Here is a 13102-nt window from a genome sequence, read left to right on the forward strand (position 1 = left end):
GCACAGATCAGATGACGAGGGATGCGATGGAGACGTTTGCAGAAGTGGTGAGCGTAGTAGGAGCCCTGCTGCTGAGTGTGTCGTGCGGGCTGCTGGTGGAGGAGCTGGTGTTTGGAGGCCTGGCCCGGTTGTTTTTCGCTCAACAGCCGAAGACAGGAAGTCCGGAAACGGGCAGGGAGCAGGAGCGGAAAAACGTGGAGGAGGAGAAATGCTTGCACTGAAGGAACTGCTGATGGTCGCGGGAGTGCTGCTGCTGGCTTTCGCATGCGGTATCACGTTGTATGACACATGGAGGATCTTCGCGCACCGGAGAAAGATGGTGCGCGGAGCAGAAGGAAGAACGGAGCAGGAACAGGTGGAGTTGAACAGGCTGGCTCCGCCGGAGGAAGTTCGCTGGCGCAGTTCGGTGGCGCTGGCGGTAGTGGGCTGCGTGCCGCTGCTCATGGCCGTGAGTATTGTGGTGGTTCCCAGCGGAATGGGTGGCGTGCGCGTCAGCCAGATGAGAGGTACGCTGCCGGGCACGCTGTATTCAGGGGTTCACATCATTGCCCCGCTGACAGAGAGTGTGCAGACCTTCAGTCTCCGGGACAAGCTGTTCACGACCGGAGCGATGGAGAACGACGGTGTCCGGCCGGCCTCTGCTGCGCAAACAGCATTGGGCAAGAGCGGTGAACCAATACAAGCGGCGCAGACGCTCGATGTGCAGTCGAAGGAAGGGCTAAATCTGGGGTTGGGAGTGACGGTACGCTATCGGCTCGACCCGCGGCGGCTGGATTACATCCAGTCACACCTGCCGCAGCCTGTGGACGAGCAGCTGGTGCCGGCGGTGGTGGCGAGCGCGTGGAGAGAGCTTGCGCCGCATTACACGGTGCGGGAAATCTTCAGCTCAAAGCGCGAAGAGGTGCGGGAGCTGGCAGCGGGCACGATTACGAAGAACCTGGCCGGAGACGGAATTCTCGTGGAAGAAGTGATGCTGCGGGATATTCAGCTGCCGCCGCAGTATGCACAGGGTCTGGAAAATCTGCTGCTGAAAGAACAGGAGGATGATCAGCTCAATGTGCAGACGGATATCCAGCAGAAGCAGGTGAAGATCGCTGAGCTGCAGGCCGAAGCGGAGGCCGCGCAGAAGGTGAAGGAAGCCGAGGGCGAGGCGAAGGCGAAAGTGGTTGAAGCAAAGGGTGAGTCGGACGCCATGCAGTTTACGTTGCCGCTGAAGCAAAAGCAGATCGAGCAGTCGAAGCTTGAGGCAGAGGCGCGCAAAGAAGCCACGATCGAGAATGCGGATGCGGAGGCGCAGGCCAAGGTAATAGACAGCAAGGCAGAGCTGCAGCGCCGCGAACTACTGGCTGAGGCTGAGGCGAACCGGATCCGTGTGACGGCTTCAGCCGACCAGGTGAGGATGCAGGGCGAGGCGAAGCTGCTGAACGAATCGCCGCTGCTCATCAACAAGATCATCGCGGAACGGCTGTCGGACAAGATCCAGGTGGTGATGGTTCCGTCAGACGGAAAATTCTTCTTCGCGAACGATGTCTTTCGAGGCATGACGGGTGCAGCAATGAAGCAGGAGATGGACCAGAATGGTGTTCCGGCAGGGTCGGGAGCGCCCTCCGGAGCAGCAATACCCATGCCGGAGCAGGACGCGGGGAATCGGTAGAGCTGGTTTAGGCGAGCCCGCTTCGATTTGGTTTTGAGCGGGCTCTCTGCAGTGGATGAGGCAGGGACCATGGCAGTCAGACGTTATAATCCGCGAAAACAGATGATTTCGCCGACGAAAGTTCTGGCCGTAGTGCTGGCAGTAGTAGGGATGACGGTAGGATGGTTGCCGGCGGCCGCCGCCGCAGGCCAGACGCATGCGCCGGTTACCCGTGAGCAGTCCACTTCTGATCTGGCGAGACAGATTGCCGCACTGACCGGGCCAGGGCTGGTAAAGCTGACGATCCGGAGCCGGTCTTTGCTGACGGCAGATGCGGTGACGGCGATTCGCCAGCTGCTCGACCGCGATCTGCGGGGCTTCGGCGTCACGCCTTCCGGATCAGACAGTGCGACGGCAGTTCGGGTGACGCTTTCGGAGAACAACACTGGCGGTCTTTGGGTGGCAGAGGTGCAGGAGGGCACAGAAGTACGCGTGACCATGGTCTCAGCCGACGCGGGAGCGGTGCAGGCAATACCCGTAGCGGCAGCCATTTCGCTGCGCAGAACGCTGCTGCTGGTGCATAATGCAGAGCCGGTATTGGATGTTCTGGTAATAACTCCGGCGGGCGATAGCTCACGCTTGATCGTCCTCGAGCCGGAAAGAATTGTGTCCTACGTGCTGACGGCGGGTACCTGGGTGAGAGATCAAGAGTTCGTCATCGGGCATACGCGGCCTTTTCCGCGGGATATGCGTGGACGGCTGATGGCGGGGCAGCAGCTGGGCGACGGAAATCTGTTCGACGCTTATTTGCCTGGCGTGGCGTGTGCAGGCCAGGAGAGCAACAGGAGGCTGGAGGTCGTCTGCAGCGACAGCGATGATCCTTGGCCTCTAGTAGAAAGCTCAGGCAGTGGTTTGGGCGCGAATACAGATCAGGGCCTGCAGCAGAAAGCTTTTTATAACGAGACGCGGAATTATTTTACGGGCCTGCTGGCGCCTGGATTCGGTATGGAGCTGCCTCCGTTTTACGAGGCAGCCGCAATTGCGCGGCCGGGTGGGGCTGCTCTGCTGTTCGATGGAATGGATGGCAGAGTGCAGATGATGGAAAATCGCCGGCTGGTACCAGTGACGGGAGCGAACGACTGGGGAAGCGATCTGGCAACGGTGCATACAGGCTGCGGGTCGGGCGCACAGATACTGGTCTCAGGGTCCGGCGCGGAAGCGACGGACAGTGTGCGGGCCTATGAGATTCCTGGACGCGAGGCAGAGCCGGTGAGCGCGCCGCTGGCGATGGAAGGTCCGGTGACGGCGATGTGGCCTGCGGGTGAGGGCGCGGGAAACGAAGGCGGTGCGACGGTGGTGGTGCATGCGGCCACGGGATACGAGGTGTATCGTGTTACGGCGCTGTGCAATTAGCGGGCTGATGCTGTGTTGTACTTTGGTTGCGAGTGCGAGGACCCGTCCGCACTATGGTGGAACACTCCGCGTGGAGACGCAGGAAGATCCCTGGCAGACGGCGGACGGCATGGCGCGCAGACTGACTATGGATGGGTTGACGCGTCTGGACACGGCAGGACAGGTAAGGGCGGCGCTGGCGACGGGATGGTCGTCGCAGAATGGAGAGCATCGCTGGGAGTTCCGGATTCGCCCCAATGTTCATTTTCATGACGGTACCGCGCTGACGGCGGAGACAGTGGCGGCGTCTCTGACGCAGTCATGCCGTAGCGGCGCATGTCCATGGACAGCAGTGCAGGCCGTGGGACAAACGGTAGTGCTTACGAGCGATTCGCCGATGCCGGATCTGCCTGCACAGTTGGCGCGCGCAGAGTTTCTGATAGCACATTCCGATACGCAGGGCGCTCCGGACGGGACCGGGGTATTTCAGGTAACGGGCTTTGCCAACGGCGTGATGGCCTTTGCCGCGAACGACGATTACTGGAATGGACGGCCGTTTGTCGATGCAGTCGAGCTGCGGCCGAGACGCAGCATTCGCGATCAGTGGCTGGATCTGAGCATCGGGCGAGCCGATTTAGTGCAGGTGCCTCCGCAGATGCTGCATCAGGCGCAACAGCAGCATATGGCGGTGACGGTTTCGGAGCCCGTGGAACTGGTAGCGTTGCAGCTCTCCGCGACGGGCGCGCTGGCGAATCCAAAACTGCGGGAAGCAGTTGCGCTGGCAGTAGACCGGAGCGCGCTGTACAACGTGATCTTTCAGAAGCAGGGCGAGATCACAGCCAGCCTGCTGCCGGAGGCGCTGAGCGGCTATGCATTTTTGTTCGCGCCCGACCGTGACCTGAACCGGGCGGTAGCGTTGCGTGGAGGAGCGACGTCCTCTGTGCTGACGCTGGCAGCCGAGGATGGCGGCGCAGAGCTGCAGCTTGCAATCGAGCGGATTGCACTGAATCTGCGGGAGGCTGGTTTTCGCGCACAGGTGATGCCTGCGGCGCAAAGCGGCCAGGGGCAGCCGGATATTCTGCTGCGGCGTGTTTCTCTCGAAGAGACGCAGGCTGGGGCGGCTCTGAACGAAATGCTCGAAAGCTTCGGGCAACATGGAACCGCATCCGGTACAGATACCGCAGCACTCTACCGCGCTGAACGGGATTTTCTGGCCGGGCACACCGTGGTGCCGCTGTTGTGGCTGCCGCGTGCCTGGGCTGTGAGCGAACGGGTACGCGATCTGCGTTTGGCGGCGGACGGTAGCCCGCAGCTCTCCGACGCGGCGTCTGAGGACACGAAGTGAGCCTTCGGCAAAAGCTGCTGCTGATGTTTTCATTTACCGTGGCGCTGGCAGTGGCCGCTGTCGGATGGACAGTGTCAGTGCGGGTGCGAAAGGTTTTCGAGCGGCTCGATCAGGAGCAGACGCAGGTCTTTGTGAGCCAGTTCCGGCGCGAGTTTCAGCATCGTGCCGAAGATGTGACTGCGGCGCTCGATCGCATGGCGGCGAGTGACCGCATGACACGGATTGCCTTCGATCTGAGCCAGGGTGGTGACGCGGCGCAATATTTGACCGAGGCAGGAACGCTGGCACAGGAGTACCGGCTGGATTTTCTGGAGATTATCGGACCGAATGGCGAGATCGTCTCCTCGGCGCAGTGGCCGGCGCGATTCGGATACAGAGAATCTGCCATTGCGGCAGCGGGACGGCCTCCCTTTCTGAAACAGGAGAACCTGCCGGATGGAACATCGGAAACAGGTCTGTTTGCAGTGCGTGCAGTACGCGAGGCTGGGGCCGGAAGTGCTGCTGCGAACAGCGGAGTATTCGTTGTTGGCGGCACAAAGCTGGACCAGGAGTTTCTGGCGGATCTGCCGGTGCCGGCAGGAACGGAGGTTTATATCTACCGCAATGCCGGCAGTGCATTCGATGTTCGGAGCCTGACTGGCGCGGGCGGCATAGTGGCAGACGCTGCAAAGTACGAGATCCTAATCGACCGGGCCCGTTCGACGGGGAACGATGCGAGCGGTCCGGTCTATCTGACGAGCCGCCGCGAAGACAGCGTAAATGCGACGGCTATTCCGCTGAAGGCTGAAGACGGCAGCGTGATGGCCGTACTGGTGATCGCGAATTCCCGCCGCGGCATGGTGGAGGTACAGCAGCACATTCGGGCAATCGCTTATGGCGTCGCCGGTGGCGGAATTCTGTTTGCGATTGCGGCGAGTCTATGGATTGCAGCGCGCATTTCACGGCCTGTTGAGCGATTGGCACAGGCCGCAGCTGAGGTGGCCGAAGGCCGGTGGGATACGCAGGTAGAGGTACAGGCGCATGACGAGGTAGGTGCGCTGGCCGAGAGCTTTAACCGCATGACATCGCAGCTGGTTGAGCAGCGTGAACGGTTGGTGCAGAGCGAACGCGTAGCCGCATGGCGCGAACTGGCGCGAAGGCTGGCGCACGAGCTGAAGAATCCGTTGTTTCCGCTCCAGCTCACGGTGGAAAATATGGTGCGCGCGCGCCAGTTTGCTCCGGAGCAGTTCGATGAGGTCTTTCAGGAGAGTACGGAGACGCTGAAGGCGGAGATTGCGAACCTGAAGGCGATCATCGGACGCTTCAGCGATTTCTCGAAGATGCCGAAGCCTCAGGAAGTGGAGATAGATGCTCGTGAAGTCATTCGGCGAGTGCTCGCGCTCTATGAACCGGTACTGAAAGAGCGCGATCATCCGATCGCACTGCGCGAGGAGATCGATAGGGAGCCACTGACCATTTCCGGTGATGCAGATCTGTTGCACCGGGCCTTGTCGAACCTGGTCCTGAACGCGATCGATGCGATGCCGGAGGGAGGGACACTGAACGTATCGGCATTGCGACGCGACAGTATGGTGCGGATTCGGATATCGGACACAGGCAAAGGCCTGACTCCCGAAGAGTGCGGGCGGCTGTTTACGCCGTACTACACAACAAAGGAGTATGGAACAGGGCTGGGCCTGGCGATTGTGCAGTCAGTGGTAGCAGATCACGGGGGAACGATCTCGGTCGAGAGCATGCCCGGAGCTGGCGCCACGTTTGTAATCGACCTGCCGGGGATTGACCATCCGGATAAAGATGCTTTCAGCACGGGTGCTGACGCAGAGAGAAACCATGAGCAATAAGGCAGAGATTCTGATTGTGGACGATGAGGCGAACACGCTGGCGACGTTGGCGCGTGCCTTTCGCCTGGCGGGGCACGAAGCGACAGTGTGCGATAACGCAGCTCGAGCCCTGGAGCTTGCATTGGCGCGGCCTTTCGATCTGATTTTGTCGGATGTGGTGATGCCGCGGAGAGATGGGCTGGCATTGCTGGACGATCTTAAGTCGAGTGGCATTGCCGCGCCGGTAGTGATGATGTCAGGTCAGGCGCACATTGAGATGGCCGTCAAAGCGACGCGGCTGGGCGCACTGGACTTTCTGGAAAAACCGCTCTCGACCGACAAGCTGCTGCTGACCGTGGAAAATGCGCTGAAGCTGAAGCGCCTGGAGACAGAAAACAAAGATCTGCGGCGCCGCGTGGGCAGGCATGAAATGGTCTGGACGGGTGAAACGATGCGCCGTGTGATGTCACAGATCGAACGTGTGGCGGCGAGCGAGACGCGGCTATGCATTTATGGTGAGACGGGAACGGGCAAAGAGCTTGTGGCAAGAACGGTGCATGACAGGAGTTCACGCGCTGGTGGACCCTTCGTAACGCTGAACTGCGGGGCGGTTCCCGCGGAATTGATCGAGTCGGAATTATTCGGACATGAGAAGGGATCGTTTACGGGCGCAGCGCAACGCCACGTGGGCCGTTTTGAACAGGCGCATCACGGCACCCTGTTTCTGGATGAAATCGGTGATATGCCGGCGGCCATGCAGGCTAAGCTGCTGCGTGTGCTCGAAGATTGTGAGGTGGAACGCATCGGCGCTGATAAGTCGATCCACGTGGACGTGCGTGTGTTGGTGGCGACGCATCGCAACCTCGATGAGCTGGTGGAAGCGGGAGTTTTTCGCAGAGATCTGTACCACCGAGTCGTGGTTTTTCCCGTGCAGCTTCCGGCGCTCCGGCAGCGCAAAGAAGACATTCCTGTGCTGGTGGAGCATTTCGTGTGTCAGGTGTGCGCGCAGAACGGATGGAAACCGGTGGAGTTTGCTGCGGAAGCAACAGAGACTCTCGCACGGTATGGCTGGCCCGGAAATATTCGGGAGCTGCGTAATGTAGTTGAACGGCTCCTGCTGCTGGCCGATGGAGTGGTCGATGCGGCGGCGGTGAATCTGGCCCTGCCAGCCGCAAAGACATCGCCGGATAGAGCAGCTGGGGAAGATTCCAACAGTCCGCTGGCGGAGCGTGTCGCTGTGTTTGAACGGTCGACAGTACTCGCTGAGCTGGAGAGGCATCACCGTCATGTGACCAACACGGCGAAAGCGCTGGGGCTGGAGCGGAGCCATCTTTACAAGAAATGCCAGCAGCTCGGGATCGATCTTAAGGCGGAGTAAATGCGGGCGGTGTTATAAGGCAGAGACGAAGATATCATCGAGTTGCCTGAGAAGGCAGCATGAGGATTTATGGCGAAGCGAATAGACGCGCATCATCACCTGTGGCGCTACAGCACCGCGGAATATGGCTGGATCAGCGAGTCGATGCGCAGGCTCCGACAGGATTTCGGCCCAGCCGATCTGAAGCGGGAGATGGATGCGGCAGGAATCGATGGAGCCATTGTGGTGCAGGCGCAGCAAACGATCGCCGAAACCCGCGAACTGCTGGCATTGTCCGAGGCTCACAATTTTATAAGTGCAGTGGTGGGATGGTCGCCGATTGCGAGTGAAGGCCTTCCGTCAGTACTTGAAGATCTGACCGGGCATCCGAAGCTGCGCGGGCTGCGTCATGTGATTCAGGATGAGCCGGACGAGAATTTCATCCTGGGTGAAGCGTTTAATCGCGGCATTCGCGCTCTGCTGCCGACCGGCCTGGTGTACGAGATTCTGATTTACGAAAGGCATCTTCCGCAAACGATCGCATTCGTCGATCGGCATCCGAACCAGATTTTTGTGCTGGATCACATCGGTAAGCCTCGCATCCGGGAAGGGCTTCTGTCGCCGTGGCGTGAACGAATGCGCGAGCTGGCGCGGCGCGAGAATGTGTATTGCAAAGTTTCCGGCATGGTGACTGAGGCAGACCAGCAAAGCTGGACCGAAGAGGAACTGCGGCCGTATTTCGATACGGTGCTGGAGGCATTTAGTGCGCGGCGGCTGATGATGGGCTCGGATTGGCCCGTGTGTCTGCTGGGGACGGAGTATACGAGTTGGTTTGCGATGCTCGACGCGTGGAGCTCCTCGATGAGCAACGCGGAGCGAGAGCGCTTTTCGGGCGGAACGGCAGAAGAGGTCTACGGGCTCAGCGCAGCAGGTTGAAGGGAATGGAGGTACACCTGGGCCGCTTGCGCACAAAGAAAGATTAGGAAGAATGAAAAGCCCGCCTGAGAAGGCGGGCTTTGTTTTTAAAGGGGTGGGCTGTTACGTGCTGTGTGATTATTTTCCGGCTTTCATATCGATGACAAAGCGATACTTGACGTCAGCTTTGACGACACGTTCGAAGGCTTCGTTGATTTGGCCGATGCCGATCATCTCGATGTCAGACGTGATGCCCTTCTCAGCGCAATAGTCGAGCATTTCCTGGGTTTCTGCCATGCCCCCAATAATCGATCCTGACATGTTGCGGCGTTTAAAGAGCAGATTGCCGGTGAAGATGACCGGAGGAGTATCAGGCAGACCGACCTGAGTATAAGTGGCGTCACGTTTCAGAGCGGTGATAAGCGGATCGATGGGATGCGGTGCGGAGACAGTATCGAGAATGAAGTCGAAGGTGTTTTCCTGCTTCTTCATCGCATCAGTATCCTTTGAGATGACCACTTCGTCGGCGCCGAGACGCTTCGCGTCCGCGATCTTCGACTCCGAAGTGGTGAACTGGACGACGTGCGCTCCGAAGGAATGTGCGAACTTGAGGGCCATGTGGCCAAGCCCGCCGAGTCCTACGACGCCGACCTTCATGTTCGGACCCACATTCCAGTGGCGCAGCGGCGAGTAGGTCGTGATGCCGGCGCAGAGCAGAGGGGCCACACCGGCCGGATTGAGCTTCGGCGAGACACGATGAACGAAGTGCTCGTCGGCAACGATGTTCGTGGAATAGCCGCCCTGAGTCAGCTCACCGTACTTGTCATAGGCGCCATACGTAAGCGTGATACCACCCGTTGTCATGCCGACTTCGCAGTACTGTTCTTCACCGGCTTTGCAGCTGGAACATGTGCGGCAGGAGTCGACGATGACACCAACGCCGACGAGATCACCCACCTTAAATTTTGTGACCGCTGATCCGATGGCGGTGACGTGACCGATAATCTCATGACCAGGGACCATGGGATAGATGGCGTTCTTCCACTCATTGCGTGTGGAGTGGATGTCGGAGTGACAGACGCCGCAGTAGTCGATGTCGACCACAACGTCGTGTGCCTGTGGGTCGCGGCGGGTGAAGCTGTAAGGCGCCAGAGGCGTGGTGGCGTTCTGAGCGGCCCATCCCTGTGATTGGGTCATGTAAATCTCCTCGGTTGGAAAGGTTTCCGAAAAACAGAGTCTAAGTATGAGCGAGGTGGAAATCCGGCCTGCAGCGATGAACAGTCTTTGGATGCGCAAGCCACCGGCCTCGCTTCATTACCGATAAGGAACGGTGCGGAGGATCGCGCTGTCGACTGTTGCTTCCGATTGTAAACAGGTTTCTGCAACAGGGTACGATCAGGGTGTTTTTCTGAAGTCAGCGGGAAGACACACGGCCGGATCAGGGATGGAAGGCGCGGCGTCTCCATCTTTTGATGGATGGCGTCCTCCTCCTGGCAGGAGTTTAGTATTCCTGAAGCACTCTTCTGATGGCCGAACTGCGTCGAATCCTTTGTTTTCTGTGCGGAATCATCCTTGCGCTCGCCGCGCCTTCGGCAGCAGCGCTCGATCCGCATACCCCCCTGCGCCAGTATGGGTATCAGTCATGGCAAACCGACACAGGTCTGCCACAGAACACGATTCACTGCATTGTGCAGGGTCACGACGGTTATCTCTGGATTGCGACTGAGGCTGGTCTGGTGCGCTTCGACGGCGAACAATTTGTTACCTGGACGAGACAGACCACACCACAGCTGCCGGGTGACCTGATCTATCACCTGATGGAGGACCATTCCGGCGCGCTGTGGATCAGCACGGCGGGCGGGCTGGCTCGCTGGCAGAATGGACAGCTTCGCAGCTTCGGTCAGTCAGACGGGTTGCCGCCAGGAGAGGTCTGGTCCACGTTTCAGGATAGCCGGGGCGCGATCTGGGCATTGACAGCGGCTGGACCTGCCCGTTTTGACGGGCAGCGATTTAAAGCAGCTGCGGGAGTGCAGACGTTGACAGCAGCAAGCGCGATGGTGGAGTCGCCGGGCGGCACGCTGTGGCTCGGCACGCCGCAGGGATTGATGCGTGGATCGGCGGCTGCCCCGGCGAAATTTCAGCCAGTGGGAATTTCCGGCGAGGTGCAGGCGCTGGCACTCGATGCCCGCGGACAGCTATGGGTGGGCCTGCGTGGGGGGCTCGAACTATGTTCGGCAGACGGATGCCGGCCAGTACAGGCATCGGGTGGTGGAGGCGGACCATCGGTAAATGCCCTGATCGTCGGCGCGCAGGGAGAAATGTGGGTCGGCACGGATGTGGGATTGATACGCGAAAGTGGCGGGCACCCTCATATATATACCGTGCAGGATGGACTGCCGGCCGATCACGTGAACCTTCTGTTTCGCGACCGCGAAGGCACACTATGGGCCGGAACCTCGCGTGGCCTGGCGCGGGTGATGAATGGAAAAATCGAAGAACTGTCCGGACCGGGAGAATTGCTGACAGCGTATGAGGATCGGGAGGGAGATCTGTGGCTGGGCACGGAGTCAGGCGGGCTGAGCGTACTACGCGACCGGAAGTTTACCGCACTGACGTCGCAGGATGGACTCTCTGATGATTATGTGCGAGCGATATACCAGCCGAAAAAGCTGCAGGCCGCGCCTGACAGCAGCGCGCCGGTATGGGTCGGAACCAATGCAGGCGGGATCAGCCGTTTTGAAGATGGGCAAGTGACTACACTGACCAGTGCGCAGGGACTTTCCAGCAATGTGGTACTGGCTCTGGGCGGGACGCCGGACGGCGATATGTGGGCCGGAACGCCGGATGGTCTGAATCGAATTCATGATCATGACGTGCACATTTTCACTTCAGCGGACGGACTGGCCGACGATTTTGTGCGCTCGCTTTACAGCGACTCGCATGGCGCATTGTGGATTGGCACGCGACGTGGGCTCTCACGTTATGCACAGGGAAAATTCACGACCTACACCTCGCTCGACGGACTTGGTGCGGATATGGTCGGGGCCATTCTGGAAGATCGGGCTGGTGATTTATGGATTGGCACGCTGGGTGGGCTTACGCGGTTGCAGAACGGTCACTTTCAGAATTTCACGCGGCAGAATGGTCTTTCAGACGACGTGGTGACGGCATTGCACGAGGATGCCGACGGAGTGCTCTGGATAGGGACCAACGACGGAGGACTGAATCGCTGGCGGGACGGAAAATTTGCAAGCCTCTCCCCACAGACGACAGGCTTGCCGAAGCGCATTCTGAGCATTCTGGAGGACACTAAAGGTTACCTGTGGCTGAGTTCGACTGATGGCATCTATCGTGTGGCGAAGGCGGAGCTGAATCGATTTGCCGATCACGAAAGTAAGTCAGTGACCGTGGACCATTATGGCGTGGCAGAAGGAATGCGCATCAGCGAGTGCAGCAGCGGCGGCCATCCGGCAGGCTGGCGCATAGCGGACGGGTCGCTTTGGTTTGCGACGCTGCGGGGCGTGGCGATGGTTGATCCGGCGCATATGGCAATAAACCACATAGCTCCCCTGGTGGCAATTGAGCAGGTAAGCGTGGATGATGCCCCGGTGAATACTGCAGACGAGGCGCTCAGGATAGCGCCCGGGCATATTCGCTATGAGTTTCGCTATGCGGGGCTAAGCTTCGTCTCACCGCAGAAGGTCCGTTACCGTTATAGACTCGACGGCTTCGATCACGGATGGGTGGATGCGAATGGACGGCGCGCGGCGTATTACACCAATCTTCCACATGGGCAGTATGTGTTTCGCGTGATGGCACGCAATAACGATGGTGTGTGGAGCGAACAGGCGGCGGCCGTTGCATTCACAATTGAGCCGCACTTCTATCAGACGTTATGGTTTGAGCTGTTGGCCGCGCTGGGGTGCATCGTGCTGGGCTATGAGGCCTGGCGCTGGCGCATCCGGCGGGTAGAGTCGGAGTTTCAGGCCGTGCTGCGCGAGCGCACCCGCATCGCGCGAGAGATTCATGACACGCTGGCGCAGGGATTTGTCGCCGTCTCGGTGCAGCTCGAGATCGTTTCGCGACTGCTTCAGTCCTCTGCGGAGACTGCGAAGGCGCATCTGGAGAGTGCGCGTTCTCTGGTGCGCAGCAGTCTGGAAGATGCACGCACCTCGATCTGGGAGCTGCGGTCGCAGGGCGCCGCGCAGGAAGATCTGGCAGCGCGGATGAAGAAGATGCTGCAGCAGGTGACGCAGCCGGCATCGATTCGTACGCAGATGCAGGTGAGCGGGACATATCGTGCGCTCGATCCCGCCGTCGAAGCGGAGCTGCTGCGCATTGCTCAGGAGGCGGTAGTGAACGCAGTGCGACATGCGGAGCCATCAGAGATACAGCTTCGGTTACGATTTGAGGAGCAGAGGGTGGAACTGTCGGTCAGCGACAACGGTAAAGGTTTTGCCGGGCCTCCTCCGAATGGAGGCAGCGGCCACTTCGGCCTGACAGGTATGCGTGAGCGAGCGGAAAAGATCGGTGGAACGCTGACAGTGGATAGCCATCCGGGTGAAGGGACAAGAGTGCGGCTGACGGCTTCAATCGGCAACACGAATGGGGCAGGAGCGGTGAATCGAAAATGGTAACAG

The 13102-nt window shown here is 59.6% G+C and carries 9 protein-coding genes; 8 read left to right on the plus strand and 1 reads right to left on the minus strand.

Going from position 1 to position 13102, the window contains the following annotated elements:
• Window positions 1-26 precede the first annotated feature (26 nt).
• The 7 genes from D0Y96_RS12655 (at window position 27) to D0Y96_RS12685 (ending at window position 8483) form a co-directional block, all read left to right on the plus strand.
• Complete coding sequence (locus D0Y96_RS12655; RefSeq protein ID WP_147325049.1) at window positions 27-221, plus strand: hypothetical protein; 195 nt, start codon at window positions 27-29, stop codon at window positions 219-221.
• Complete coding sequence (locus tag D0Y96_RS12660; RefSeq protein ID WP_117300405.1) at window positions 209-1654, plus strand: SPFH domain-containing protein; 1446 nt, start codon at window positions 209-211, stop codon at window positions 1652-1654. Before D0Y96_RS12655 ends, D0Y96_RS12660 begins: the two co-directional genes overlap by 13 nt.
• 102 nt (window positions 1655-1756) lie before the next feature.
• The gene (locus D0Y96_RS12665) at window positions 1757-3046 is read left to right on the plus strand and encodes a hypothetical protein (RefSeq protein WP_117300408.1); all 1290 of its coding nucleotides are present in this window, start codon (window positions 1757-1759) and stop codon (window positions 3044-3046) included.
• A 70-nt stretch (window positions 3047-3116) separates the two neighbouring features.
• On the plus strand, window positions 3117-4370 hold the full coding sequence (locus D0Y96_RS12670; RefSeq protein WP_158562370.1) for an ABC transporter substrate-binding protein: 1254 nt from the start codon (window positions 3117-3119) through the stop codon (window positions 4368-4370).
• Window positions 4367-6211: a sensor histidine kinase gene (locus tag D0Y96_RS20745; protein ID WP_117300411.1), complete on the plus strand. Its 1845-nt coding sequence runs from the start codon at window positions 4367-4369 to the stop codon at window positions 6209-6211. The genes D0Y96_RS12670 and D0Y96_RS20745 overlap by 4 nt, the downstream gene beginning before the upstream one ends.
• Window positions 6201-7568 (plus strand): sigma-54-dependent transcriptional regulator, encoded by a 1368-nt coding sequence (locus tag D0Y96_RS12680; RefSeq protein WP_117300413.1) that lies wholly within the window; start codon window positions 6201-6203, stop codon window positions 7566-7568. Before D0Y96_RS20745 ends, D0Y96_RS12680 begins: the two co-directional genes overlap by 11 nt.
• A 69-nt stretch (window positions 7569-7637) precedes the next feature.
• Window positions 7638-8483, plus strand: coding sequence for an amidohydrolase family protein (locus tag D0Y96_RS12685; RefSeq protein WP_117300415.1), 846 nt, complete (start codon window positions 7638-7640; stop codon window positions 8481-8483).
• 117 nt (window positions 8484-8600) lie between these two features.
• Here the strand turns inward: D0Y96_RS12685 and D0Y96_RS12690 are convergent, their stop codons facing one another.
• On the minus strand, window positions 8601-9659 hold the full coding sequence (locus D0Y96_RS12690; protein ID WP_117300417.1) for an NAD(P)-dependent alcohol dehydrogenase: 1059 nt from the start codon (window positions 9657-9659) through the stop codon (window positions 8601-8603).
• A 329-nt stretch (window positions 9660-9988) separates the two neighbouring features.
• Here D0Y96_RS12690 and D0Y96_RS12695 point away from each other — a divergent pair, with 329 nt between their 5' ends.
• Complete coding sequence (locus D0Y96_RS12695) at window positions 9989-13099, plus strand: sensor histidine kinase (RefSeq protein WP_117300419.1); 3111 nt, start codon at window positions 9989-9991, stop codon at window positions 13097-13099.
• Window positions 13100-13102 lie beyond the last annotated feature (3 nt).

This window comes from Paracidobacterium acidisoli, assembly GCF_003428625.2.
Taxonomy (GTDB): Bacteria; Acidobacteriota; Terriglobia; order Terriglobales; family Acidobacteriaceae; genus Paracidobacterium; species Paracidobacterium acidisoli.

Bases quoted from the DNA above. Each gene is read 5' to 3' on its own strand.
- D0Y96_RS12655 (WP_147325049.1), top strand. From the start codon at position 27: ATGGAGACGTTTGCAGAAGTGGTGAGCGTAGTAGGAGCCCTGCTGCTG.
- D0Y96_RS12660 (WP_117300405.1), top strand. From the start codon at position 209: ATGCTTGCACTGAAGGAACTGCTGATGGTCGCGGGAGTGCTGCTGCTG.
- D0Y96_RS12665 (WP_117300408.1), top strand. From the start codon at position 1,757: ATGATTTCGCCGACGAAAGTTCTGGCCGTAGTGCTGGCAGTAGTAGGG.
- D0Y96_RS12680 (WP_117300413.1), top strand. From the start codon at position 6,201: ATGAGCAATAAGGCAGAGATTCTGATTGTGGACGATGAGGCGAACACG.
- D0Y96_RS12685 (WP_117300415.1), top strand. From the start codon at position 7,638: ATGGCGAAGCGAATAGACGCGCATCATCACCTGTGGCGCTACAGCACC.
- D0Y96_RS12690 (WP_117300417.1), bottom strand. From the start codon at position 9,659: ATGACCCAATCACAGGGATGGGCCGCTCAGAACGCCACCACGCCTCTG.
- D0Y96_RS12695 (WP_117300419.1), top strand. From the start codon at position 9,989: ATGGCCGAACTGCGTCGAATCCTTTGTTTTCTGTGCGGAATCATCCTT.